The organism is Bradyrhizobium sp. BEA-2-5, from assembly GCF_032918025.1.
GTDB lineage: Bacteria > Pseudomonadota > Alphaproteobacteria > Rhizobiales > Xanthobacteraceae > Bradyrhizobium > Bradyrhizobium pachyrhizi.
In genome coordinates this window covers 5,533,378-5,557,204 of sequence record NZ_CP136629.1, presented here as the reverse complement: position 1 = coordinate 5,557,204, position 23,827 = coordinate 5,533,378, and the positions used below count along the sequence as shown (strand labels likewise).

22 protein-coding genes and 2 pseudogenes are annotated in these 23,827 nt (G+C 66.3%); 16 read left to right on the top strand and 8 right to left on the bottom strand.

Annotation, left to right across the window (positions count from 1 at the left end):
- Positions 1-206: 206 nt before the first annotated feature.
- A complete protein-coding gene (locus tag RX327_RS26300; protein ID WP_317247563.1) occupies positions 207-4,034 on the top strand; it encodes a tetratricopeptide repeat protein in 3,828 nt (1,275 codons plus the stop codon).
- A gap of 11 nt (positions 4,035-4,045) precedes the next feature.
- Here RX327_RS26300 and RX327_RS26295 read toward each other — a convergent pair whose 3' ends face one another.
- The gene (locus tag RX327_RS26295; RefSeq protein WP_028337162.1) at positions 4,046-4,882 is read right to left on the bottom strand and encodes a glyoxalase superfamily protein; all 837 of its coding nucleotides are present in this window, start codon (positions 4,880-4,882) and stop codon (positions 4,046-4,048) included.
- Positions 4,883-5,156: 274 nt separating this feature from the next.
- Between RX327_RS26295 and RX327_RS26290 the strand changes: the two genes are divergently transcribed.
- The 5 genes from RX327_RS26290 (at position 5,157) to RX327_RS26270 (ending at position 8,820) form a co-directional block, all read left to right on the top strand.
- Positions 5,157-5,393: a hypothetical protein gene (locus RX327_RS26290; RefSeq protein ID WP_050387620.1), complete on the top strand. Its 237-nt coding sequence runs from the start codon at positions 5,157-5,159 to the stop codon at positions 5,391-5,393.
- A gap of 25 nt (positions 5,394-5,418) precedes the next feature.
- Entirely contained in the window at positions 5,419-6,384 is a 966-nt protein-coding gene (locus RX327_RS26285; protein ID WP_317247562.1) for a LysR family transcriptional regulator, read from the top strand.
- An 87-nt stretch (positions 6,385-6,471) separates the two neighbouring features.
- The gene (locus RX327_RS26280) at positions 6,472-7,182 is read left to right on the top strand and encodes an SDR family oxidoreductase (protein WP_317247561.1); all 711 of its coding nucleotides are present in this window, start codon (positions 6,472-6,474) and stop codon (positions 7,180-7,182) included.
- A gap of 22 nt (positions 7,183-7,204) precedes the next feature.
- Positions 7,205-7,456: a tautomerase family protein gene (locus tag RX327_RS26275; protein ID WP_050387622.1), complete on the top strand. Its 252-nt coding sequence runs from the start codon at positions 7,205-7,207 to the stop codon at positions 7,454-7,456.
- A 122-nt stretch (positions 7,457-7,578) separates the two neighbouring features.
- Entirely contained in the window at positions 7,579-8,820 is a 1,242-nt protein-coding gene (locus RX327_RS26270; protein ID WP_317247560.1) for a YbfB/YjiJ family MFS transporter, read from the top strand.
- Here the strand turns inward: RX327_RS26270 and RX327_RS26265 are convergent.
- The 3 genes from RX327_RS26265 to RX327_RS26255 form a co-directional block, all read right to left on the bottom strand.
- Positions 8,817-10,910, bottom strand: coding sequence for an aminotransferase class V-fold PLP-dependent enzyme (locus RX327_RS26265; RefSeq protein WP_082190808.1), 2,094 nt, complete (start codon positions 10,908-10,910; stop codon positions 8,817-8,819). The two genes, RX327_RS26270 and RX327_RS26265, sit on opposite strands and share 4 nt — an antisense overlap.
- 87 nt (positions 10,911-10,997) lie before the next feature.
- Complete coding sequence (fliP, locus tag RX327_RS26260) at positions 10,998-11,756, bottom strand: flagellar type III secretion system pore protein FliP (RefSeq protein WP_317247559.1); 759 nt, start codon at positions 11,754-11,756, stop codon at positions 10,998-11,000.
- The gene (locus RX327_RS26255; protein WP_317247558.1) at positions 11,753-12,694 is read right to left on the bottom strand and encodes a flagellar biosynthetic protein FliO; all 942 of its coding nucleotides are present in this window, start codon (positions 12,692-12,694) and stop codon (positions 11,753-11,755) included. Before RX327_RS26255 ends, fliP begins: the two co-directional genes overlap by 4 nt.
- Before the next feature lie 359 nt (positions 12,695-13,053).
- On the opposite strand from RX327_RS26255, the gene flgB reads away from it, so the two are divergent.
- The 8 genes from flgB (at position 13,054) to RX327_RS26215 (ending at position 20,448) form a co-directional block, all read left to right on the top strand.
- Complete coding sequence (flgB, locus tag RX327_RS26250; RefSeq protein WP_317247557.1) at positions 13,054-13,464, top strand: flagellar basal body rod protein FlgB; 411 nt, start codon at positions 13,054-13,056, stop codon at positions 13,462-13,464.
- A 39-nt stretch (positions 13,465-13,503) separates the two neighbouring features.
- Positions 13,504-13,929, top strand: a complete 426-nt coding sequence (gene flgC / locus RX327_RS26245; protein WP_317247556.1) for a flagellar basal body rod protein FlgC — start codon at positions 13,504-13,506, stop codon at positions 13,927-13,929.
- A gap of 26 nt (positions 13,930-13,955) precedes the next feature.
- Positions 13,956-14,267: a flagellar hook-basal body complex protein FliE gene (fliE, locus tag RX327_RS26240; RefSeq protein ID WP_317247555.1), complete on the top strand. Its 312-nt coding sequence runs from the start codon at positions 13,956-13,958 to the stop codon at positions 14,265-14,267.
- Positions 14,268-14,392: 125 nt separating this feature from the next.
- A complete protein-coding gene (gene fliQ, locus RX327_RS26235) occupies positions 14,393-14,656 on the top strand; it encodes a flagellar biosynthesis protein FliQ (protein WP_028180904.1) in 264 nt (87 codons plus the stop codon).
- Positions 14,657-14,674: 18 nt separating this feature from the next.
- On the top strand, positions 14,675-15,445 hold the full coding sequence (gene fliR / locus RX327_RS26230) for a flagellar biosynthetic protein FliR (RefSeq protein WP_317247554.1): 771 nt from the start codon (positions 14,675-14,677) through the stop codon (positions 15,443-15,445).
- Between the two features lie 11 nt (positions 15,446-15,456).
- Complete coding sequence (gene flhB, locus RX327_RS26225) at positions 15,457-16,530, top strand: flagellar biosynthesis protein FlhB (RefSeq protein WP_317247553.1); 1,074 nt, start codon at positions 15,457-15,459, stop codon at positions 16,528-16,530.
- Between the two features lie 142 nt (positions 16,531-16,672).
- On the top strand, positions 16,673-19,243 hold the full coding sequence (cckA, locus tag RX327_RS26220) for a cell cycle histidine kinase CckA (protein ID WP_317251329.1): 2,571 nt from the start codon (positions 16,673-16,675) through the stop codon (positions 19,241-19,243).
- 242 nt (positions 19,244-19,485) lie between these two features.
- A complete protein-coding gene (locus RX327_RS26215) occupies positions 19,486-20,448 on the top strand; it encodes a Tim44-like domain-containing protein (RefSeq protein WP_317247552.1) in 963 nt (320 codons plus the stop codon).
- 66 nt (positions 20,449-20,514) lie between these two features.
- On the opposite strand, the gene RX327_RS26210 is transcribed toward RX327_RS26215, so the two are convergent.
- On the bottom strand, positions 20,515-20,760 hold the full coding sequence (locus RX327_RS26210) for a hypothetical protein (protein ID WP_317251449.1): 246 nt from the start codon (positions 20,758-20,760) through the stop codon (positions 20,515-20,517).
- Here RX327_RS26210 and RX327_RS26205 point away from each other — a divergent pair.
- Positions 20,650-21,274, top strand: a pseudogene (locus RX327_RS26205) (lectin). The gene RX327_RS26210 and the pseudogene RX327_RS26205 overlap by 111 nt on opposite strands.
- 116 nt (positions 21,275-21,390) lie before the next feature.
- Here the strand turns inward: RX327_RS26205 and RX327_RS26200 are convergent.
- The gene (locus RX327_RS26200; RefSeq protein ID WP_050387701.1) at positions 21,391-21,798 is read right to left on the bottom strand and encodes a DUF3606 domain-containing protein; all 408 of its coding nucleotides are present in this window, start codon (positions 21,796-21,798) and stop codon (positions 21,391-21,393) included.
- A 152-nt stretch (positions 21,799-21,950) separates the two neighbouring features.
- Here RX327_RS26200 and RX327_RS26195 point away from each other — a divergent pair, with 152 nt between their 5' ends.
- Positions 21,951-22,658 (top strand): glutathione S-transferase, encoded by a 708-nt coding sequence (locus RX327_RS26195; RefSeq protein ID WP_317247551.1) that lies wholly within the window; start codon positions 21,951-21,953, stop codon positions 22,656-22,658.
- A gap of 112 nt (positions 22,659-22,770) precedes the next feature.
- On the opposite strand, the pseudogene RX327_RS26190 reads toward RX327_RS26195, so the two are convergent.
- Positions 22,771-23,127, bottom strand: a pseudogene (locus RX327_RS26190) (GFA family protein); the annotation flags it as partial.
- Between the two features lie 9 nt (positions 23,128-23,136).
- Positions 23,137-23,811: a methyltransferase family protein gene (locus RX327_RS26185; protein WP_050387629.1), complete on the bottom strand. Its 675-nt coding sequence runs from the start codon at positions 23,809-23,811 to the stop codon at positions 23,137-23,139.
- Positions 23,812-23,827: the final 16 nt, after the last annotated feature.

Here is a 23,827-nt window from a genome sequence, read left to right as displayed (position 1 = left end):
CGCCGCCAGCTGTGGCGCTCGGCGGCGCTCGGAACAAGCTTCAGCTTCAAACCGAGCGCTTTTGGTCGCCATTCGGTGGCCGGGGCCGGTCCGAAACAATCCGTTGACGTTAACAGGTCCTTAACGCCGCCCGATCCAAGATCGGGAGGCGTGGGCGAGGGCGCTTCGCGCTTGGTATGGCTGGGGTCCCGAGAAAACGTTTCGAGATGGCGCGAACGGCTGCCGCTGGAACATGGTCGCTAGGCCGCGCCTGGGCGCGGACCGCGCGTCTGTGCCTGCTTGCCAGCGGCCTCGCGCTCACAACCCTTACATTTTCGACCGCGGCGCATGCCGAAGACCCGGTACCCGGCGAGGCGACATTCTCTGCCGCGAACGGCTATGCCCGGCTGGTGCTGAGGCTGAAGGAGGATGTCGAGTCCGAGGTCACGACCGCCGGCTCGATCATCGTGATCCGCTTCAAACGTCCGGTCGATATCCCCGTCGAGAAACTGCAGGATGCCGTGCCCGATTATGTCGGCGCCGCGCGCCGCGATCCCGACGGCTCGGCGATCCGTCTGTCGCTGGCGCGCCGCGTCTCCATCAACACCATGACCGCCGGCGAGCGCATCTTCATCGACTTCCTGCCCGACAGCTGGACCGGCCCGCCGCCATCGCTGCCGCAGGAGGTGATCCGCGAGCTTGCCGAGCGCGCCCGCGCCGCCGAGCGCCTGCTGCGCATGCAGCGTGCCGCCGACGCCGCCAAGAAGAAGCCGCCGGTGCGCGTTCGGGCGCTGGTGCAACCCACCTTCGTCCGCTTCGTGTTCGAGGTGCCCGACGGGGTCAGCGTCTCCTCGGTGCTGAACGAGCAGAAGTTGACGTTGTCCTTCAATTCGGTCCTGACCTTCGACCTTGCCGATGCCAAGGTCGCCGCCCCGCCGAATGTCGCGTCGATCAGCGCGCGCGCCGACACGGATACCTCGGCAGTCGATGTATCGCTGATTGGCGATGTCGACGTGCATTCGTTCCGCGACGAGAAGAACTACGTCGTCGACGTCGCCTTCCAGCAGAGCGAGCAGCAGGCGGCGAAGCCCTCGCTGAGCTCATTGTTGCCGACGCCGCGCGCCAAACCGAAAGGCGCCGCGGCGATCGCGCCGGTGACATCGGAAAGCATCGCCCAGCAGGCCAAGATCGAGATCAAGTCTGAACAGTCCAAATCCGAACCGGCGAAGTCCGAGCCTGCCAAGTCGGAGCCTGCCAAGTCCGAACCGCAGCGCTCCGAACCGCTCAAACCCGAACAAGCCACGAGCGAGCAACCGGCGGCCGCGCCCGTCAAAACGGAGCAGCCCCGATCGGAACTGTCCGATCCGGAGCTGCCGAAAATCGCGGCCGCACCTGCGGCCAACGCCGAGAACGCTGCTGTGCCGAACCCGCCGCACGAGGGTGGCGCCGGCTCCGCGGCGGAACAGAACACGGCGCCGGTGACCGACGCGCCGAAGCCGGTGCCCGCCGTCGCCGCCGCGCCGGCGATGGAAACGCCGAAGGCGGCTGCAGCGCCATCGCCGCCTGCTGTGGACGCCCGTACCGTCGGCAAACCTGCGGTCGAAGCCCAGCGCGACAGCGACGGCTTGCGGGTGACGTTCTCATTCCCCGCCGCGACGCCGGCGGCGCTGTTTCGCCGCGCCGACACGGTGTGGATGGTGTTCGACACGGCTGAGCCGATCGATGTCGATCCGATCCGTGCCAAGGGCGGCGCGCTGATCTCGGATGTCAGCCGGATCGCGCTGGAGAAGGGCCAGGCGGTGCGCTTCCGCCTCAACCGGCCGCAGATGCCGTCGCTCGAGAGCGACGACCGCTCGCGCGGCGTGAGCTGGACGCTGACCTTTGCCGACCGGGTGCAGAAGCCGCCGCTGCCGCTCAGCGTGGTGCGCAACATCTCGGAGCCCTCGCTCGCCAATGTCAGCGTGCCGCTCGCCAATCCCGGGCAGCTGCACAAACTGGTCGATCCCGACGCCGGCGATACGCTCTGGGTGGTGACCGCACCGCCGCCGACCCGCGGCATCATCAAGCGGCAGGATTTCGTCGAGCTTTCGCTGCTGGAATCGATCCACGGCGTCGTGGTTCATCCCAACGCCGACGACGTCAAGGCGGAGGTCGGCGCCGACAAGGTGATGCTGGGCCGGCCCGGCGGCCTGACGCTGTCGTCGGCCGACGTCGCCGCCGAGCGCGCGACCGCGGCGGTGAAGCCGTTGTTCGATCCGGACGAGTGGCGCAAGAACCAGTCGGACACGTTCCTCAAGCAGCTCGACGGCCTGATTGCGGCGGCTTCGATGGCCAATGCGGAGCAGCTGCCGCAGGCACGGCTCGATCTCGCCGATTTCTACATGGCGCGCGGCATGTACCAGGAAGCCCATGGTGTCGCCAATCTGATCCTGTCCGAGAGCAAGCGCGGCAGCGAGACGGCGTCGGTGGTGATGGTGCATGCGATCGCCAGCATCCTGATCGGCCGGCCGGCGCAGGGCCTCAAGGACCTCGCCAATCCCGTGATCGGCAACAGCCATGATTCCCAGCTCTGGAAGGCGCTCGCCTATGCGCGTCAGGGCAAATGGGCGGACGCGCGCGAGAAGTTCAAGAACGTCGAATTCGCCATCGCCTCTCTGCCGCTCGACATCCAGCGTATCGTGACGATGGACGCGATGCGCGCCTCGCTCGAGGTCAAGGACTATGCCGGCGCCGCGCGGCGCAAGAGCGATCTCGACGTGGTCGGCGTTCCCGGTGAGCTCAAGCCCGCGGTTGCCGTGCTGCGCGGCCGGCTCGCCGAGGCGCTCGGCCACGACAAGGATGCGCTGGACGACTATCGCTTCGCCGCCAATTCGGCCGATCGCCAAGCTGCCGCCGAGGGCAGGTTGCTGGAGACGCTGCTCAAGCAGAAGCGCGGCGAGATCGGCCGCGACGATGTGCTGAAGGAGCTCGAACTTCTGTCGATGCTGTGGCGCGGCGACAATATCGAGCTGAAGACGCTGTATGTGCTGTCGAAGATCTACGCCGAGACGGCGCGCTATGCCGACGCGTTCGCGGTGACGCGTGCCGCGACCCGGCTGCAACCGAACGCGCCGGAATCGCGCCAGGCGCAGGATGCCGCCTCGGCCTTGTTCGTGCAGCTCTACCTCGGCCCCAAGGGCGACGAGATGTCGCCGATCGATGCGCTCGGCACCTTCTACGAATATCGCGAGCTGACGCCGATCGGCCGCCGCGGCGACGAGCTGATCCGCCGGCTCGCCGACCGCCTCGCCTCGGTCGACTTGCTCGACCAGGCCGCCGAGCTCCTGCAATACCAGGTCGATCATCGCCTTGAAGGCGCGGCACGCGCCCAGGTCGCCGCGCGCCTCGCGATGGTCTATCTGATGAACCGCAAGCCCGACCGCGCCATTGCCGCGCTGCGCTCGACCCGGATCGCCGATCTCTCCGGCGAGCTCCGGCAGCAGCGCCTGCTCCTGGAAGCGCGCGCGCAGAGCGACGTCGGCCGCCACGATCTCGCGCTCGACATCGTCTCCAACGTCTCCGGGCGCGAAGTGCTCCGCCTTCGCTCCGACATCTTCTGGGCGGCGCGGCGCTGGCGCGAGTCCGCCGAGCAGATCGAGCTCTATTACGGCGACCGTTTCCGCGACTTCAAGCCGCTCAACGCGGTCGAGAAGAGCGACATCATCCGCGCCGCCGTCGGCTATGCGCTCGCGGACGATTCGATCGGCCTGTCGCGCTTCCGCGAGAAATACGCGCCGCTGATGTCCGGCGATGCCGACAAGCTCGCCTTCGACTCGGCCAGCAAGCCGGTCGCGACGTCCAGCGCCGAATTCGCCCAGATCGCGCGAATGGCCGCCAGCGTCGACACGCTCGACGGCTTCATCCGCGAGATGAAGACCCGCTTCCCCGACGCCAGCGCCCGCGCGCCGTTGCCCGATCCGGTCGCCACCGGATCGGTGGCTGACAAGCCAAAGGTCGCGCCGGTGAGCGCGCTGCCGGTCATCAAGGGCGAGCGCCGCGCCAGCGCGGCGCCGTAGCAACGCAGGGCTCACGGCCCGGCAGACACCCACGCGGTCGAGATGATCCCATTCGCGTCGAGCGCGATCCGCCAATGCGAGGCACCGTCGGCGTGCCGCACACTGTAGACATCCTCGCCCTGCGCGCCGACGCCGAGAAAGCGGGTCGATTCGATCGCGCCGAGGTCGGCGAGGAAAGGCTGCAGGTGTGGCAATTGCTCGCGGGTCGCCGCGGCGAGCGCGGGGGCCATGTCCGCATAGTCGGGCTGTCCCGAGGCGACCCCCTCGATCAGGCGGCGGAGCGCGGCCTCGGTTCCGGGAGCCGGCGACTGGTTCTTCACACGCTCCGCGGTGCGATTCGCAATCTGCTTCGCGATTGCAGCGCTAATGCGAGGCATCGGCTTGTCGCCATTTTGATGCAGGATCAGTGACGTCGCCTGACCGTCAGCCGCGATGACGAAGCTGATCTGCGCGTCGACCTCCCTGGCTAAAAACTCGGTCTGGCTCTCCGCAAAGAACGGTACGGCACGCTGCCCGGTGAGCTGTACAGCCAAGTGGTGATCCTCGCGCATCACACTGAGGACGGCCTGCTCGCTGAGCTGGTAGAAGCCCGCATAGCGGTCGAGCACCGCCGCAGCGACTGCGATCTCTTGCCGCACCGCGGCCGGCGGCGATCTCGGAGCGGAAGCCGGCACATCGGCAGATCCGCCGGCGGCCTGTATCCGCGCCGCCAGCGTGTTCCAGTCGCGCTGGCCGAACAGTTTGGCGATCAGCTCCAGGCTGTCGCTGTGGGTGAGGGGGATCGATTTGGCGCCGAGCGCATCGCGTAGCGTCTGCGCCATGGTCTTGGCATCACGAAAGTCGCGCATGGGATCAACCTTTGCATCGACGAACGGAAAGCGTCAGGGGCTTGCGTTGCTGACCCGTTCGTGCGGGCAAAGGAAGCCTGAAACATGGCTTGATACCTTCACCGTCCCCGGGGCGGGGTGCAAGCGGCGGGTGGTATCGACCCTGCCAAATGTTCGCCGGGGACGAGCATTTTGTCAATTGCAACTGGTTGTGATCGCACGCGTGCTCTCGACATCCTGCCGTCAAATCGGCAACCATGGCGTCCGTTGCACAGCGCCGGGAGGACGTCGTTACATGAGCAAGCCGATCAAGACCGAAGCCGAACTCATCGCGATGGCGCGGGCCGAGCTGAGGGCCCATGCCGACTGCCCCGACGGCATCGATATCTCCGTGCTGCGCGACGGCGACAGCTGGGAGTTTCGCGCCAGCGCCAATGACGCCACGGCGGCGAGGCCCGGCTATCCCGAATGCGTCGCGATGCTGGTGCAGATCGGCGACCACCTCAGCAAGCAATATGACGTGAAGGAGTAACGGCGACCGCGAAGCGGGGGGATCGATGGACCGCATCGACGCCATGAAGGTCTTCGTTGCGGCGGTCGACGAGGGCAGCCTCGCCGGTGCCGGGCGGAAGTTGCGGCGCTCGCCGGCAGCGGTCAGCCGGGCGATCGCTTTCCTTGAGCATCATGTCGGCGCCGAGCTGTTACATCGCACGACGCGCTCGCTGAAGCTGAGCGATGCCGGCCAGCGCTATGCAGCCGCATGCCGTCGTATCCTCAGCGAGCTCGAGGAGGCCGATATCTCGGCGGGCGGCGAGCGGTCGGTGCCGCGCGGCACGCTGACCGTCACCGCGCCCGTCGTGGTCGGCGAGGACGTGCTGCGGCCGGTGCTCGATGCCTTCATGACGGACTATCCGGCGGTGTCGGCAAGGCTCCTGCTGTTCGATCGCGCGGTCAATCTGATCGAGGAGGGGATCGACGTCGCGCTTCGCATCGCCCATCTCGCCGATTCCAGTTTCATCGCGATCAAGCTCGGCGAGGTGCGCCGCGTGGTCGCGGCATCGCCCGGCTATCTCGCGCAGCATCCGCTGATCGCCGAGCCGGCTGATCTGGCGAAGCACCAGATCATCGCCATGACGCATTTCGGGCTCGACTCCTGGAGCTTCCCGCCGGCCGCGAAGTCGAAGATCGCGCGCGCGGTCCAGTTCACGCCGCGGCTGGTCGTCAACACGGTGCGCGCGGCGGTGGCCTCGGCCAGCGAAGGACACGGCGTCACCCGGCTGTTCTCGTATCACATCGCCGAGGAAATCCGTGACGGGCGGTTGCAGATCCTGCTCGCCGGCGACGAGCATCCTCCGCTGCCGGTGCATCTTTTGGCGCCGCAGGGCCGCTTCGACGTGCCCAAGGTGCGCGCCTTCGTCGATTTCGCGACGCCTCGGCTGAAACGCTATTTCGAGCGGCTGTCGCGCGAGGCCAGCAAGGCCGGCGCCATTCGTTCGCGCCGCGGAAGGGTGTCTGCCGAATAGCGGGCATTCGCGCGGAAAGCGGATGTATCTAGCTTACTCTCCATCGAAGCGGCACTGGGTCGCTTCAGCAACAGATGGAGAGAGATCATGGGTGCAGAGCAGAAGGTTGCCATCATCACCGGTGCGTCGCAGGGCCTCGGCGAGGCCATCGTCAAGGGCTATCGCGACCGCAACTGGCGCGTCGTCGCCAATTCCCGCAGCATCAAGCCGTCGACCGACAGCGACGTTCTGACCGTCGCAGGCGACATCGGCGATCCCGAAATCGCCGACCGCATCGTCAAGCAGGCGATCGCCCGCTTCGGCCGGGTCGACACGCTGGTCAACAACGCCGGCATCTTCGTCGCAAAGCCGTTCACGGACTACACCGACCAGGACTACGCGCAGGTGCTGGCGACCAATCTCAACGGCTTCTTCTACATCACCCGCCGCGCCGCCAGGGAGATGGTGAAGCAGGGATCCGGACACATCGTGCAGATCACGACCACGCTGGCGGATCAGGCCAATTCCAACGTGCCATCCGTGCTGGCCTCGCTGAGCAAGGGCGGGCTGAACGCTGCGACCAGATCGCTCGCGATCGAGTACGCCAAGCGCGGCATCCGCGTGAACGCGGTCTCACCCGGTGTGATCAGGACACCGATGCACGCGCCGGCAACGCACGACTTCCTCGCCAAGCAGCATCCGGTCGGACGCATGGGTGAAGCCAAGGACATCGTCGACGCCGTGCTGTTCCTGGAAGGCGCGGGCTTCGTCACCGGCGAGATCCTGCATGTCGACGGCGGCCAGAGCGCCGGCCATTAACGAGCACGATCCGGAGAGTGCCATGCCTATCGTCACCATCCAGGTCACGCGTGAGGTGACGGCGCCGGGTGCGTCGTCCACCACGCCGGAGCAGAAGGCTGCATTGATCAAGGGCGCCAGCGAGCTGCTGCGCGACGTGCTCGGCAAGCCCATGGAGTCGACGTTCGTCGTCATCGAGGAAGTCGACACCGACAATTGGGGTTGGGGCGGGCTGCCCGCGCTGGACTATCGCAAGAAGCTCGCTGCAGCTGCGGCGTCCAAATCTTCCCACTGAAGGCTTTCCCCAAACCGAATGTGCACCTCTCCCCGATCGGGAGAGGTGAGCCGTGATCGCTGCGAGCGATTGCTGCGATCGCAACTAATCATTTTTCATGAACGGCCGGAGGGCCTACTGCGATGTCCATGTCAGCCAATGTCGATCACCACCGGCGCCATCACGCCGAGCCGCGCCGCGATGCCGGCGGGCCGCTGTGGCTGTCCGCGGCCGCGGGGCTGTGCGCCTCGCTGGTCGGGCTCGGACTGGCGCGCTTCGCCTACACGCCGTTGATCCCGGCATTGATCGCCGCAAAGTGGTTCACGCCGGCGGAAGCGGTCTATCTCGGTGCCGCCAACCTTGCCGGCTATCTCGCCGGCGCGCTGATCGCCCGCGATGTCGGCGCGCGGATCGGCTCGGTGTGGGCGCTGCGCGGCATGATGGTGCTCGCCGCGATCACCTGCTTTGCCTGCGCGGTGCCGATCTCCTTCATCTGGTTCTTCGGCTTCCGCTTCCTCGCCGGCGTCAGTGGCGGCGTGATCATGGTGCTGGCGGCAACGGCGATCCTGCCGCATACCGCGCAGAGCAAGCGCGGCCTGATCGGCGGCGTGATCTTCGCCGGCGTTGGCCTCGGCGTCGCCGCGTCCGGCACGCTGGTGCCGCTGTTGCTTCAGCAGGGCGTCAAGCAAGCCTGGTACGGTCTTGGCGCGTTGTCGGCGGTGCTGACACTGATCAGCTGGAAGGCGTGGCCCGCCGAAGCTCCCGCCGCGCGAGGCGTTGCGGAGCAGTCCGTCGTGTCGCACGGCGTGCGCTCGCCGCTGGTGATCGCGCTGTGCCTGGAATATGGTCTCAACGCCGTGGCGCTGGTGCCGCACATGGTGTTCATCGTCGACTTCGTGGCGCGCGGCCTTGGCCAGGGCATTGCCGCGGGATCGCGCTATTGGGTGCTGTATGGCCTCGGCGCCGTGGTCGGACCGTTGCTCACAGGACACCTCGCCGATCGCGCCGGCTTCGCCGCAGCACTGCGCGCGGCGTTCCTGATCGAGGCCGTTGCGGTTGCGCTGCCTGCCGTGACGAATTCGCCCGCCGCGTTGATCGTGTCGAGCCTGATCGTCGGCGGCTTCACGCCCGGCATCGTACCGCTGGTGCTGGGTCGCATCCATGAGCTGATCCCGCATTCCGCGGCGAGCCAGCGTTCAGCCTGGGCGCAGGCCACCACGACCTTCGCGCTGTTCCAGGCGGCGGGCGCCTACGGCCTGTCCTGGCTGTTCGCGCGCAGCGGCGGCGACTATGCGCTGCTGTTCGTGATCGGCGCGGCCGGAGTGGCCGTCGCGTTAGCGATCGAACTGTTCGGCGTCGTCGGACTGCGGCACAAGTCCAGCTAACCGCGCAACGTTTTGGTCAAGGCCGCGACGAGGCGATCGACATCGGCCTCGTCGTTGAAAACGTGCGGCGAGATCCGCATCCGGCCGAGCCGCAGCGCGACATGGATGTTCTCGGCGGCGAGGCGCGCGATCAGTTCTTTCGGGATGCCGCCCGCCATGCCGAGGCTCAGGATGTGCGGCGCACGTACGCTGCGCGCCGGCACGTTGAGCCCGAGGTCACGCACGCCGCCCGCGATCCGCTCGTTGAGCATCGCGAGCCGCGCGCTGACGGCAGCGGCGCCCCATTCCGCCATCATCTCCATGCCGATCGAGGCCATCTCCAGCGTGATGAAATGATCGCGCTCGCCCATGTCGTAACGCGTGGCGTTGTCGACATAGGCGAGATCGCCGAAATAGACCGGGTTCTCGGAATTCACGTTGCGGCGGCCGCTGGAGGTCTGCTCCAGCGGCACGCCGTTCTGGTGGCGTTTTGCAATGTAGAGGAAGGCGCGGCCGTAGGGGCCGATCAGCCATTTGTAGGTCGGAAACATCACGGCGTCGGGGTCGAGCCTTGTCACGTCCATCGCCACGACACCCACGCTCTGCGTCGCGTCGATCACGAACATTGCGCCGTGCCGCCGCAGCGCGGCCTGCACCTTGTCGACGTCGATCATGCCGCCGTCCGACCAGTGCACCGAGGAGATCGAGGCGAGGCCGACCGGCGGCGCGCCTGGCCGCTCGATCGTTGCAAGCATTGCCGATGTCCAGTCGCCATCGGCGGGCTGGCGCACGGTGTCGACGACGAAGCCCTGCGCCTCGGCGCGGGCGTGCCATTCGAGGACCGGCGAGGAATGGTCATTCTCAAGCACGATGACGCGTGAGCCGCGCGGAATGCTCAGCGCCTTTGCTACCGTCGCGACGCCGTAGCTGATCGCGGGGATCAGCGCGACATCGTCAGGTGCGGCGTTGATCAGGCGGGCCGCCGCGCTACGGGCGCGCTCATGCTGGCGGCCGGCGAAGCCGGGATCGATGGTCCAGGGCTGGCCCTTGCGTCCGACCGCTGCGCGGCCGGCCTCGAGCGTCTTCAGCGGCAGCGGGCTGTAGGACGCCGAATTCAGGTAGCAGACCTCGCGTGGAATCTCGAACAGATGGCGCTGGGAGGGAAGCATGTCGTCTCGCGGCTGGAATTTGCGGATCATGACGTGACGCGGAAGAGCGCGCGCTCGGCCGTCGTACTGGTCCGGCCCCATCGCCCAAGGCGCCTGGTCGTAGCCGTTGGCGAAGGTGCGGTTGGTCTGCGCCGGGTTGCGATTGACCAGCGGCCGCAGATACATCGGGTGGGTAGCGCTGCGCACCTCGTGCTCGACGGTGAACAGATGCCGGCCGTCGGCCGGATCGACGATGTCGCAGAAGCGGTACTGGTACTGGTTGTCCTCGCGGGAGACCAGATTGCGTTCGCGCAGTCGCTGGTAGGGGCCCGAGAAGTCCGTGATGTAGATCTGGATGTGATGGCCGTCGAATTCGCCCTGCGCCGCGTCGCTCTCACGGAAATGCAGATACTGATCCTTGCCGACTTTTGCGCGCGCGACGACGTCGTCGCCGTTCAGAACGCTGGCAGGGATGCCCATGATCTCAGGATAGAACCTGCTGATCGCCTCGGCCGTGCCGCGCGGCACCTTGAACTCGACATAGGGCATGCCGAGCGCGATGCGACCGAACCGTTCGGCGTCCGGTTCAAAGCAGCGTAGCCGGTTGCCCCAGGGGCAGATGGCCTCGACGTGATCATTGCGCTCGCGATAGCTGAACGCGGTGCCCTCGAGCTTGGGCGCGACGGCGGCGAGCCGCTGCAGCAGGGCCTGCCGCCCGGCGATCACGATGCCGGTGTGGCCGCGCAGCACCTGCTGGCGGCCGCTCGGCAGATGAAACTGGCTGCGGCCGACATTCACCCACATGTTGCTGTCGGAGACCATCAGATAGGGATCGCGGGTCAGCCCGGTGCCGGCGACGTAGAACAGCGTGGCGAGGCGCTGGTCCGGCACCTGCACGTTGACATGTTCGAGATGGATGGCGTTGCCGAGATCTTCTGCGGCGCGGTCGAATGGCTGCTGCACGACGCGGCTCCCTGGATGCGGTGCGGCGCATGATAGTGCAACGGTGTGGCCGATCCAGCTGACGGGCCATGAATGTTTCGCAGGGCGTTACCCCCCGTAGCTCTGCACCAGGCTTCCCGCGACCAGCGACCAGCCGTCGACCAGCACGAAGAAGATCAGCTTGAACGGCAGCGAGATCGTCGCCGGCGGCAGCATCATCATGCCCATCGACATCAGCACCGAGGCGACGACGAGGTCGATGATCAGGAAGGGGAGAAACAACAGGAAGCCGATCTCGAAGGCGCGCTTCAGCTCGGAGATCATGAAGGCGGGAACGAGGATACGCAGCGACATCTCCTCCGGCGTGGCCGGCGGCGGTTCGCCCGACAGATCCAGGAACAGCTTGAGGTCTTTCTCGCGCACGTTCTTCTGCATGAAGCCGCGCAAGGGGACGGAGGCGCGCTGGAGCGCATCCTCGACGCCGATCTGGTTGGCGACAAGCGGGCGGATGCCTTCGTCGTAGGATTTTTGCAGCACCGGGCCCATCACGAAGAAGGTGAGGAACATCGCGAGCGCGATGATCACCGAGTTCGGCGGGGCGGTCGCGGTGCCCAACGCGGTGCGCAGCAGCGACAGCACCACCACGATGCGCGTGAACGAGGTCATCATGATCAGGATCGACGGCGCGATCGACAGCACCGTGAGCAGCGCGATCAGCTGGATCGCGCGCTCGGTGACGCCGCCGCCGCCAGCGCCGCCGCCGAGATTGATGCTGATGTCCTGCGCCATCGCCGGATCAGCGAGGGATCCGGCGGCGATCAGGACAGCGATGAAAAAAACTCTACGCGGGACTGCCCCTGGCCTCACGAAGGATTCTTCGGTCGGCCGAGCAGCGAGGCCATCTCGTCCTCGAGATTTTCGAACCCGCTCTTCTGTCCGCCGGCGGGCGGGGCGGGCGGCTCGCTGCGCTGCGGGCGCGCCGGCGGCGCCTCGGGCGCAACCGGCGGCGCGACGGTCTCGCCGGCGCCGGTCGGGCGGCGCAGCGCCGCTTCGAGCCGTTGCGCCATCTCGGCGAGATTGGCGTCGGCGTTCGATGGAGGCGGCGGAGCTGGAGGCCCCTGCGTTGCAGCCGGCGGCGGTGCCTGGGGAGGCGGTGGCGGCGGCGTCACGGCGCGCTCGGTTGTGCGCAGCGGCGGCGGCGCCTTCGGCGGCTCGGCGGCGCGCGGCGGACGCGGGACGACCGGCTCGGAGCGCGGCGGCAGGCGTGGCGGCATCGGATCGGGCCGCGGCTCGCCGCGTTCGGGCGTGAAGCCCGCGAGCGGATCGCTGCGACGCTCGGCGATCGGCGGCGGGGGCCGGCGCAGCTCGTCGGCGAAGGAGGGCCGCGTCTGACGCGGCGGCAGCTCCGGCTCGGGAAGGTCGAAATTGTCGGAGCGGGCGGCTTCGCTCTCGTTCCAGGCTGCATCCGGAAGCGGCGCCACGCGCGGCGGCGCGGCATCGGCTGCGACCGCGGGCCGGGTCGACATTTGATCGCGCGCGGGCATCGCGCGAACGATATTGGGCTCGACGACGATGTCGGTGGGGCCGCCGATCATCAGGAGATGCTCGACATTGTCGCGCCGGACCAGCACCAGACGGCGCCGGCCGTCGACCGCGGCGGCGTCGATCACGGCCAGGCGCGGCATGCGCCCGCGGTTGGCGTTGGCCCCGAGGCGGTTTCCGGCGAAGCGGCGGACGAGCCATGCGGTCACGCCGATCAGCGCCAGCACGACAACGAATGCCAAGACGAATGTAATGACCTGCATATTGGAGTCCCCGGCCATCTTGGCCTTCCTCAGCTTTCGCCATCAACGAGCGCGGATTGATAGGTGCGGTTTGCGCAGCGAATCGCGCCCGAGATTCGCCTTATTTCTTAATTCCCAGCGGCTTGCAGCCCACTGTTCTATTAATAAACCAAGAATCGCTTGTCCCAAAACGACTTCTCAGTGCCCCACACTGTCTTGGTTTGTGCTGGTTAACGCAGCATTCGTGGCGAAAATGCGCTCGCAGGCTGCAGTTGCGGCGTTCTCCACGGATCCGTCCGGCATTTTAACCACCCGTTAACCATACACCGGGCAAATTCTGCCTACCTCGGAAGAGCCCAGAGGTTAACGGAGCCGCGACGATGTCCATCAACGACCTCCCGGTGCTGTCGGCGCTTCGCACCAAGATGCAGTGGCACCAGGAGCGCCAGCGCGTCCTGTCGGAGAACGTCTCCAATTCCGACACGCCCAAATTCCGGCCGCGCGACCTGGTCGAGCCGAAGCTCGACAGGACCGGCGCCACGGTTGGCGGCGGCGTGGGGACGCTGCCGATGATGCAGACCAGCGCCACCCACATGGCGGCGTCCGGGGCGCCCGACAGCTTCGACAACGATCGCGGCAAGAGCGGGTTCCAGACCCGCCCGGCCGGCAACGCGGTCAATCTCGAGGAGCAGATGCTGAAAGTGTCGGCCAACCAGATGGACTATGCGGCCGTCACCTCGCTCTACAGCCGTAGCCTGCATCTGCTGAAGGCTGCGATCGGCAAGGGCTAGAGCAAGGGTTAGCCCGCCTGACGGCGGCAGGAGGATCCCATGGCAGATGGAACAAGCGATTTCGCCCGCTCGATGAGCATCGCAACCTCAGGCCTGCGCGCGCAGGCGGGACGCATGCGGGTGATCTCGGAAAATATCGCCAATGCCGATTCGACGGCGCAGACCGCGGGCGGCGACCCCTACCGCCGCAAGGTGCCGACCTTCTCATCCACGCTCGATCGCACGCTCGACGCCCAGGTCGTGGCGCTGGGCCGGATCCGCCCCGACCAGTCTTCGTTCCGTGTCAAGCACGAGCCGGGCAATCCGGCGGCGGACGCCTCGGGCAACGTCAAATATCCCAACGTGAACTCGGTGGTCGAGATAACCGACATGCGCGACGCGCAGCGGTCCTACGAGGCCAATCTCAACATCATCAGTGCGACGCGCCGGATGATCCAGCGCACGCTCGACATCCTCAAGTCCTGACGCAACAAGAACAGGGAACATAAATCATGGCTTCACCGACAGTTGCCGCCAACGCCTACGCCAACCTCGCCAAGATGATGGAGCGCGGCGGCGCCGAGAAGGCCGGGCAGGCCGTCGCCGGCCCGTCCTTCAGCTCGCTGCTGAAGGACGCCGTCGGCAGCGTCATGGAGTCCGGCCGCAAATCCGATGCGCAGACGGTGGCGATGGCCGCCGGCAAGGCCAACGTGATGGACGTGGTGACGGCGGTCGCGGACACCGACGTCGCGGTATCCACGCTGGTCTCGGTCCGCGATCGCGTGATCGCGGCCTATGAAGACATCATGAAGATGCCTATCTGACGTCCCTTGCGACGCCATCCCGGGGCGATGCGCAGCATCGAGTTCGGGATCTCGAGGTTCCGGGTTCGATGCTTTGCATCGCCCCGGGAACGACGGTGCAAACAACTGACAGCGAGAACTCAACAATGACCGGACCCGAGACCCTCGACGTCGCACGCGATGCGATCTGGACCATCGTGATCGTGTCCTCCCCCCTGATGGTGGTCGGCCTCGTGGTCGGCGTCATCGTATCGCTGTTCCAGGCGCTGACGCAGATCCAGGAGCAGACGCTGATCTATGTGCCGAAGATCCTGGCCATCTTCGCCACGATGCTATTGGCGCTGCCGTTCATGGCCGACTCGCTCCACGCCCACATGATGCGTATATCGTCGCGAATCATCGGCGGCTGATGCACTAATGCCGCGGTCATGCGCATCGACGTCTCGCTGCTGCCAGCGCTCGCCGCTTCCTTCATGCTCGCCTTCGCCCGGGTCGGCGCGATGGTGATGCTGCTGCCAGGGCTGGGCGAGACCAATATCCCGACGCGGATAAAGCTGTCGATCGCGCTGATGCTCACGCTGATCATCCTGCCGCTGCATCGAAACGCCTACCAGGTCGATCTGACGTCGATCTCCTCGCTCGGCGTCCTGATGGTGCATGAGCTCATCATCGGCATCGTGCTGGGCGCGACAGCGCGCGTGACGCTGTCGGCGCTCCAGGTTGCGGGATCCGTGATCGCGCAGCAGATGGGGCTTGGCTTCGTCACCTCGGTCGATCCGACGCAGGGACAGCAGGGCGTGCTGGTCGGCAACTTCCTCACCATTCTCGGCGTGACGCTGCTGTTTGCCACCGACAGCCACCATCTGGTGATCGCCGCGCTGAGCGAGAGCTACCGCATCTTCTCGCCGGGCGAGATCATGCCGACCGGCGATGTCGCCGCGCTTGCGACGTCGGCCTTCTCCGCTGCCTTCAAGATCGGCCTGCAGCTGTCCGCGCCGTTCCTGGTGTTCGGCCTCGTCTTCAACATCGGGCTCGGCGTGCTGGCGCGGTTGATGCCGCAGATGCAGGTCTATTTCGTCGGCGTGCCGCTGTCGATCATGGTCGGGTTCCTGATCTTCGGCGTCGTGCTCGCCGCGATGATGAACACCTATCTCGACTATTTCCTCGGCGTCATGCGCCAGCTCGCTCCGATGAATTAGGAGGAGAAGAAGTGGCGGACGATACCGAGGACAAAACAGAAGACCCTACGCAAAAACGTCTCGATGAAGCCCTCGAGAAAGGTGACGTCGTCAAGAGCCAGGAGGTCAACACCTGGTTCGTGATCGCCGGCGGCACCTTGGTGCTGTCGACCTTTTCGGGCTCGATCGGCAGCGGCATCTTGATGCCGCTGCGCAACCTGATCGCCAATTCATGGATGATCCGCACCGACGGCGCCGGCCTGCTGGCGCTGACCCAGTCGCTCGGTTACGCGGTGGTCGCCGCGATCGGCGTGCCGTTCCTGATGCTGGCGCTGGCCGCGATCGCGGGCAACATGGTGCAGCACCAGCTGGTGTGGTCGGGCGAGCAGCTGAAGCCGAAATTCTCCAAGATCTCGCCGGCCGCCGGCTTCAAGCGGTTGTTCGGCAAGCAGGCGGTGGCGAATTTCCTGAAGGGCCTGTTCAAGCTGATCGCGCTCGGCGCCGTGATGGTCGCGGTGCTGTGGCCCGACCGGATGCGGATGGAATCCTTCCTGCGGGTCGATCCGGCCGAGCTGCTGCCCGCCATCACCGGCATGACGGTGCACCTGCTGGCGGCGGTGGTGGCCATCCTCGCTGCGGTCGCGATCGCCGATTATTTCTTCCAGTACCGAAGCTGGTTCCAGCGGCAGAAGATGTCGCTCCAGGAGATCAAGGAAGAGTACAAGCAATCCGAAGGTGATCCGCACATCAAGGGCAAGATCAGGCAGTTGCGGCAGCAGCGCGCCAAGAAGCGCATGATGGCGGCGGTTCCCAAGGCCTCCGTGATCATCACCAACCCGACCCACTATTCGGTGGCGCTGTCCTACGAGCGGGGCATGTCGGCGCCGATCTGCGTCGCCAAGGGCGTCGACAATCTCGCCTTCAAGATCCGGGAGATCGCGCGCGAGCACGACATCCCGATCGTGGAGAACGTTCCGCTGGCCCGGGCGCTCTACGCCACGGTCGACATCGACCAGGAAATCCCGACCGAGCACTATCATGCGGTCGCCGAAGTCATCGGCTACGTCATGCGGCTGAAGCGCGGCCTGTCCGGCCTGCGGCAGTAAGGGGCGGAAAACCCGCTTGAAATGCGCGTAACTTGCGAAATTGACGCCTGATGGACTTGCGTTTTCGGGTCCGATTCAGGCACTCAGGGGCGAGGTGGCCGGCCGGTCGCCTTCGTGATGCAGACGAGCCATGTCTCTCCAGATGACCGCCGATAGCAACGATCCTTCCGTGACCGAGCCGTTCGTGGCCCACGGGCCAGCGCGGCGGAACGGCAGCATCCTGCTGGTGGTCCTGATCGCCGCCGGCATCGTCGCGGTGGCGGTCTGGCTGATGACCATCGGCCGCACCGAGGCGCAGCCCTATATCCTCGGCGTGCTGGCGCTGCTCGCCACCGTCGGCCTGTTCAACCTGTTCGCCTTCGCCGCCGGCATCATCCGCTTCGCGGACCGTGCCACCGATGATCCGGTGATGGCGCGGATCGCCGACCAGGCCCAGGAAGGGCTCGTCGTCACTGACTCCCGCGGCCACGTGGTCTATTCCAACGCCGCCTATCTCACGCTGACCGGCGCGGCCGGGCCGCAGGACGTCCGTCCGGTCGAGCGCGTCTTCATCGGCAACCCCGACGTCTCCGAGGCCGTATTCCGCCTCTTGAAGGCCGCCCGCGAAGGCAAGCGGCAGCAGGAAGAGGTGCGCATCTCCGGCCATGACGGCAGCCAGGGCCGCTGGTTGCGCATGCGGGTGCGCCCGCTCGGCACCGGAAAGCGCGAGGCGAAATACGCGGTGTGGTCGATCGCCGACATCACCCGGGACCGCGAACGCCAGGAGGACGTGTTCCAGGAGCTCCAGCACGCGATCGAATATCTCGATCACGCGCCGTGCGGCTTCTTCTCGGTCAATCCGGCCGGAGAGCTCGCCTATGTCAATGCGACGCTGGCGAACTGGCTCGACTACGATCTCGCCGAGATCGGTTCGGGCGGCCTCAAGCTCACCGACATCGTCTCCGGCGACGGCGCCTCGCTGCTCACCTCCATCGTGGCGGTGCCGGGCGAGGTGAAGACCGAAGTCTTCGACATCGACCTGCGCATGCGCAGCGGCAAGACCATGCCGGTGCGGCTCTATCACAAGCTCGCCTTCGGCGCCGACGGCGCTCCGGGGCCGTCGCGCACGCTCGTGATCAGCCGCGCCCGCGACGAGCGCAGCGACCCCGACCGCGCCGCCGAAGTGCGCTTCATGCGCTTCTTCGACCACACGCCGATGGCGATCGCGACCGTCGATCGCGCCGGCAATGTCGTGCGGGCCAATGCGCGCTATGCCAAGCTCGCGCAGGGCCTGAACGGCGACGACAGCGCCGGCAAGTCGATCTTCCGCGCGGTCAGCTCGCGCGACCGGCAGCTTCTGATCGCGGCCATCAACCAGGCCGCCGAGGGCAAGGCCGACATCGCGCCGGTCGAGGTGGCGCTGGAAGGGGCCAAGGAGCGCTGGGGCCAGTTCTTCGTCACCACCGTCGAGAAGGACGAGCGCGACGCCGAGACCGCGATCGTGCACATGCTCGAGACCACCGAGCGGCGCGCGCTGGAGAACCAGATCAACCAGTCCCAGAAGATGGAGACGGTCGGCCAACTCGCCGGCGGCATCGCCCACGACTTCAACAACGTGCTGTCCGCCATCATGATGGCGAACGACTTCCTGCTGAACGCGCACAAGCCGACCGACCCGTCGTTCCAGGACATCATGCAGATCAAGCAGAACGCGACACGCGCCGCGACGCTGGTGCGGCAGCTGCTCGCATTCTCGCGCCGCCAGACGCTGCGGCCGCAGGTGCTCGATCTCGGCGATGCGCTTTCCGATCTCACCATGCTGCTGCGCCGGCTGATCGGCGAGAAGGTCAAGCTCGACCTCGTCCACGGTCGCGACCTCTGGCCGGTGAAGGTCGACGTCTCCCAGTTCGAGCAGGTGATCGTCAACCTGGCGGTCAACGCGCGCGATGCGATGCCCGACGGCGGCAAGCTGATTATCCGGACCGCAAACGTCACCACCGAGGACGCGGGCAAGCTCGCCTACAAGGGCATGCCGGCTGCGGACTATGTCCGGATCGAGGTCGCCGACACCGGCACCGGCATTCCCGCCGACATCCGCGACAAGATCTTCGAGCCGTTCTTCTCGACGAAGGAAGTGGGCAAGGGCACCGGCCTCGGGCTCTCCACCGTCTACGGCATCGTCAAACAGACCGGCGGCTTCATCTATGTCGATTCCGAGCCGGGGGGCGGCACCACGTTCCGGATCTACCTGCCGCGGCATCGCCAGGAGCAGGAGGTCGCACCGGAGGCCCAGGTCGGCAACGGTGCGGCCAAGGAAACCGCCGCCGCCACGGAGGCCGCCAAGCCGAAGCCCGATCTCACCGGGCAGGGCACCATCCTGCTGGTCGAGGACGAGGAGGGCCTGCGCGCGCTCAACGCCCGCGGCCTGCGCTCGCGGGGCTACACCGTGGTAGAGGCCGAGAACGGCGTCGAAGCGCTGGAGGCGTTCGAGGAGAAGAACGGCGCCGTCGATCTCGTCGTCTCCGACGTCGTCATGCCCGAGATGGACGGCCCGACACTTCTGAAGGCGATGCGCAGCCGCAACGCGGAGCTGAAGATCATCTTCGTCTCCGGCTATGCCGAGGACGCGTTCGAGAAGAGCCTGCCCGAAGGCCAGCAGTTCGACTTCCTGCCGAAGCCCTTCACGCTCACGCAGCTGGTCGCCGCGGTGAAGGAAACCATGACGGCGAATTAGCCGCGCGGCGAAGCGGGTTGCGGATTCACCTGTTCCAGGGAGGTGGCGGGCGGGTGCTGTTCCGGTTGAATCTCGACGGCATCTCGGGGTAGGACGCGGCGTCGCATCCACAAGGACCATAGTGTCACATCTCCGCGACCGAGGGCCGCAGCCGTGGTTCCCGTTTCCCGCTTCACTTTTAACCGGCCCTGCCCATCTTAGGGGCGTTTCCCCATGCCGGGGAATCCTTTGAGGAAACCAACATGAATTTCTCGCAACGCACGCGTGGAATTGTTCGGGCGATCGCCGTCGCGATGGCGCTGGCGCTGCCCGTGATGATGACCGTTTCGGCGGCCGACGCCCGCGTTGGCGGCGGCGGCTCGCGCGGCTCGCGGACATTCTCCGCGCCGCCCTCGACCAACACGGCGCCGGGCTCGGTTGCGCCGATGAACCGCACCTTCAGCCAGCCTGGTAGCCCGAACATGGGCTCGCCGGCGGCGGCGAATTCCGGCGGCCTGTTCGGTCGCGGCGGAATGGGCCGCGGCCTGCTCGGCGGCCTTGCGGCCGGCTTCCTCGGCGCAGGCCTGCTCGGCATGCTGTTCGGCGGCGGCCTGTTCGGCGGCCTCGGCGGCCTGTCCTCGATCCTCGGCCTCTTGCTGCAGATCGGTCTGATCGTGCTCGTGGTTCGCCTTGCGATGTCGTGGTGGCAGCGCCGCAACACGCCGGCGGCCGCCTATGCGGGTGGCCCCGACGTCGGCCCCGGTCCGCAGGCGAACGCCCGCTCGGGCTTCGGCTTCGGCCTCGGCGGCGGATCGAATGCGCCGGTCGAGATCGCGCCGGGCGACTATGAGACGTTCGAACGGCTGCTCGGCGACATCCAGACCGCGTGGTCGAACGAGGACATCGCGAAGCTGCATACGCTCGCGACGCCGGAGATGGTGTCGTACTTCTCGAAGGATCTCGAGGAGAACAAGGCGCGCAACGTCACCAACAAGGTGACCAATGTGAAGCTGCTGCAGGGCGATCTGGCGGAAGCCTGGCGCGAAGGCGACAGCGAGTATGCGACGGTCGCGATGCGCTACTCGCTGGTCGACACCGTGCTCGAGCGCGGCACCGGCCGACAGGTCGGCGGCAGCACGCAGCCGGAGGAGGTCACGGAGGTCTGGACCTTCGTGCGCCAGCGCGGCGGCAATTGGGAGCTTTCGGCGATCCAGCAGACCAACTGATCGGTTGCCGGAGACGACAGATACAAGGCGCCGCGGCCTGGTCCGCGGCGCCTTTGCTTTGTGCCTTCATTCACATGTCGCGGCGCCGGAATATCCGGAGGGCCTGCGGGTTGATCTCAGCGGACCATAACAACCATCGGGAGGATTGAGATGAAGATCGTTGCGCATATTGCGGTTCCGGCCTGTCTTGCGTTCGTCGTCGTGGCGGCGCCGCCGGCGGCGGCGCAGACCGCCGACACCAGCTTCTTCCTGACCAGCAACGGCATCGGCAACGGCGGCAATCTCGGCGGGCTCGCCGGCGCCGACAATCATTGCCAGACGCTGGCTCAGGCCTCCGGCGCCGGCGCCGAAGACCTGGCGCGCCTATCTCTCGACGCAGGCCGCCGACGGCAAGCCGGCCGTCAACGCGCGCGACCGCATCGGCAAGGGACCGTGGCAGAATGCCAAGGGTGCCGTGATTGCCAAGGACGTCGCCGAGCTGCACGGCGCCGGCAACAATCTCACCAAGCAGACCGCCCTGTCCGAGAAGGGCGAGGTCGTCAACGGTGCCGGCGACACGCCGAACCGCCACGACGTGCTGACGGGATCGCAAGCAGACGGTACGGCGTTTGCGGCCGGCGAGGACCGCACCTGCAAGAACTGGACAAGCAGCACGCAAGGCGCCGCGATGCTCGGGCATTTCGATCGCAAGGGCCTGCGCGACGACGAACCGTCAAAGTCCTGGAACAGCTCGCACCCCTCGCGCGGTCCCGATGGTGGCTGCTCGCAGGCCGATCTGAGGAGCACCGGCGGCGACGGGCTACTGTATTGTTTCGCTGCGAATTGAGGGAGCGCATCTGCTGCAAGCGCAGCGAAGCAAAGCAATCCATCCTGCCGTGGGTGCGGAGCGATGGATTGCTTCGTCGCTCCGCTCCTCGCAATGACGGGATAGTGCGATCGCGCTCAGCTCTTCCTGCGCTTGACGGTCTTCTTTGCGGTCTTCTTGGCAGCCTTCTTTTTCTTCGCGGTTTTTTTCTTGGCCGCGAAATAGGCTTCGACCTTCTTCGAGGAATGTCCGACGGCTGCGACCGCGGTCTTGAGCCGGGCAGGGGTCACCTTGAACTTCTTCGACCAGTAGCGGACCTCGTAGGGCTCGCTGATCGCGATCCGCGCGCGGTCGGCGGCCTTGTGGCGCTGCTCCTTGAAATGGGCTTCCACCTTCTTGGCGGAATGCCCGACCTTCTTGACGGCGGCTTTCAGCTTCGCCGGCGTGACCTTGAACTTCTTGGACCAGTACGCAACTTCGTAGGACTCGCTCAACGCGATCAGAGCGCGATCCGCCGCGCCCCGCTTCTTCTTGCTGTCCGCCATCAGATGATCCTTCATCGAAGATTCGACGTTGGAACCTTAGCAGCCTCTGTGCGGTTCGCACAGGCAGCGGTGCGCGATGGACGATCTGATCGCGGCGTGGCTACGATCGAGGTGAAGCGAACCGATGCGGCGAAGTTTTCGGAGGTAAGTGCATGCACTATCAGCTTTACTACTGGCCGATGATCCAGGGCCGCGGCGAATATGTCCGCCTCGCGCTCGAGGATGCGGGCGCCGGCTACACCGATGTCGCGCGCGCCAAGGGCGGCATGGGTGCCATGATGAGGATGATGGATGCGCACGAGGGCACGCCGCCCTTTGCGCCGCCGTTCCTGAAGGCAGGCAAGCTCGTCATCGGCCAGACCGCCAACATCCTGCTCTATCTCGGCGCCCGCCATGGGCTTGCGCCGAAGACGGAAGCCGGCAGGCTCTGGGTGCACCAGCTTCAGCTCACGATCACGGACTTCGTCGTCGAGATCCACGACACCCATCATCCGCTCGGACCCTCGCTCTATTATGAGGACCAGAAGGCACCGGCGAAGAAGCGCACGGCCGACTTCTGGGACGAGCGCGTGCCGAAATATCTCGGCTATTTCGAGGACCTCGTGCAAGCCAACCGCGGTGCGTTCGTCACCGGCCGCCGGCTGACCTACGCCGACCTGTCGCTGTTCCAGATCGTGGAAGGCCTGCGCTATGCATTTCCGAAGCGGATGGCGGCGTTCGAGAAGAATATCCCGCGGCTGATCGCGCTGCGCGATCGCGTTGCCGAGCGGCCGAACATCAAGGCGTATCTGTCGAGCGAGCGGCGGATTCCCTTCAACGAAGAGGGCATTTTCCGGCGCTACAAGGCGCTGGATTTGTAGGCCCCGTCATTCCGGGGCGCGCGAAGCGTGAACTCTGGTGCGCAATTGCGCACCAGGGAATCTCGAGATTCCGGGTTCGGTCCTGCGGACCGCCCCGGAATGACTGTCGACATCGGCTCCGCCCATCCACCGGCGTCATCGCGATCTTCGACAGATCGATGCCATCGATGCAGCTGACATTCAGCGCCACGATGTCGGTGCCGTCGGGCTTCTTGCCGCGCGCGAACACGTCGACGCCGCAATCGACGCAAAGTTGATGGCGGATCGCATGGCGGTTGAAGAGATATTCCTTGAGGTTCTCGGCGCCGGCGCGAAGCTGGAAGCTCGACGGCGGCATGAACACGAAGTGCAGGCCCTTCTTGGTGCAGATCGAGCAGTTGCAGGCCGTCACCATGGCCATATCGGTGGTGCATTCGAAGCGGACCTGTCCGCAATGGCAACCGCCGGTGTAGGTCTTGCTCTCCGCCATGATGATCCCTCACCACAGCCCGGGCACGAGGCGGTAGCGCACCCGTGCCGCATAATCGGCGTAGCCTGACAATCCCGTCGCCAGCGTGCGCTCCTCGATCCCTGTGCGGATCGCAAACATCACGAAGAACACCGGCACGAAGGCGAGGCCCCACCAGGAGCCGAGCGTCAGCGGCACGCCGATGAAGAACAGCATCACGCTCGTATACATCGGATGGCGGACCAGCGCGTAGGGACCGGTCGAGATGACGTGATGGTCGCGCTCGGTCTGCACCTTCACGACCGGGGCGGCGAACGAGTTGGTGCGGAACACCCACAGGATCGCCACGGTCGAGACCAGATACAGCGCAAGGCCGAGCACGATCAGCGTCACGCCGTCATTGACGCCGCCAAAGCGCCGGTCGAGCCCCATCGCGACGAACCACAGCACCGCAACGACCAGGAACACCAGCATGAACCGCTTGTCCTCGGTTGGCTGGCCCTCGCGCGCGGTGAGGCGCATGCGCTCGGCCAGCAGCCCGGGATCGACCTTGGCGAGCCACAGCCCGCAGGCCGGGCCGATCACGGCCGAGGCGATCAGATAGGCCCATGCGCCGGGCCAGTGCAGCGTACCTGCGAAGGCAAACAGCAGCACGGCCATGGCGATGACGAAGAAGGTATTCTGCAGAAGGAGCTTTGCGATCATGAGCGGCTCCGCGCGA

Bases quoted from the DNA above. Each gene is read 5' to 3' on its own strand.
- RX327_RS26300 (WP_317247563.1), top strand. From the start codon at position 207: ATGGCGCGAACGGCTGCCGCTGGAACATGGTCGCTAGGCCGCGCCTGG.
- RX327_RS26295 (WP_028337162.1), bottom strand. From the start codon at position 4,882: ATGCGCGACTTTCGTGATGCCAAGACCATGGCGCAGACGCTACGCGAT.
- RX327_RS26290 (WP_050387620.1), top strand. From the start codon at position 5,157: ATGAGCAAGCCGATCAAGACCGAAGCCGAACTCATCGCGATGGCGCGG.
- RX327_RS26285 (WP_317247562.1), top strand. From the start codon at position 5,419: ATGGACCGCATCGACGCCATGAAGGTCTTCGTTGCGGCGGTCGACGAG.
- RX327_RS26280 (WP_317247561.1), top strand. From the start codon at position 6,472: ATGGGTGCAGAGCAGAAGGTTGCCATCATCACCGGTGCGTCGCAGGGC.
- RX327_RS26275 (WP_050387622.1), top strand. From the start codon at position 7,205: ATGCCTATCGTCACCATCCAGGTCACGCGTGAGGTGACGGCGCCGGGT.
- RX327_RS26270 (WP_317247560.1), top strand. From the start codon at position 7,579: ATGTCCATGTCAGCCAATGTCGATCACCACCGGCGCCATCACGCCGAG.
- RX327_RS26255 (WP_317247558.1), bottom strand. From the start codon at position 12,694: ATGCAGGTCATTACATTCGTCTTGGCATTCGTTGTCGTGCTGGCGCTG.
- flgB (WP_317247557.1), top strand. From the start codon at position 13,054: ATGTCCATCAACGACCTCCCGGTGCTGTCGGCGCTTCGCACCAAGATG.
- flgC (WP_317247556.1), top strand. From the start codon at position 13,504: ATGGCAGATGGAACAAGCGATTTCGCCCGCTCGATGAGCATCGCAACC.
- fliE (WP_317247555.1), top strand. From the start codon at position 13,956: ATGGCTTCACCGACAGTTGCCGCCAACGCCTACGCCAACCTCGCCAAG.
- fliQ (WP_028180904.1), top strand. From the start codon at position 14,393: ATGACCGGACCCGAGACCCTCGACGTCGCACGCGATGCGATCTGGACC.
- fliR (WP_317247554.1), top strand. From the start codon at position 14,675: ATGCGCATCGACGTCTCGCTGCTGCCAGCGCTCGCCGCTTCCTTCATG.
- cckA (WP_317251329.1), top strand. From the start codon at position 16,673: ATGACCGCCGATAGCAACGATCCTTCCGTGACCGAGCCGTTCGTGGCC.
- RX327_RS26215 (WP_317247552.1), top strand. From the start codon at position 19,486: ATGAATTTCTCGCAACGCACGCGTGGAATTGTTCGGGCGATCGCCGTC.
- RX327_RS26210 (WP_317251449.1), bottom strand. From the start codon at position 20,760: ATGATTGTCGGCGCCGGCGAGCCCGCCGAGATTGCCGCCGTTGCCGAT.
- RX327_RS26200 (WP_050387701.1), bottom strand. From the start codon at position 21,798: ATGGCGGACAGCAAGAAGAAGCGGGGCGCGGCGGATCGCGCTCTGATC.
- RX327_RS26195 (WP_317247551.1), top strand. From the start codon at position 21,951: ATGCACTATCAGCTTTACTACTGGCCGATGATCCAGGGCCGCGGCGAA.
- RX327_RS26185 (WP_050387629.1), bottom strand. From the start codon at position 23,811: ATGATCGCAAAGCTCCTTCTGCAGAATACCTTCTTCGTCATCGCCATG.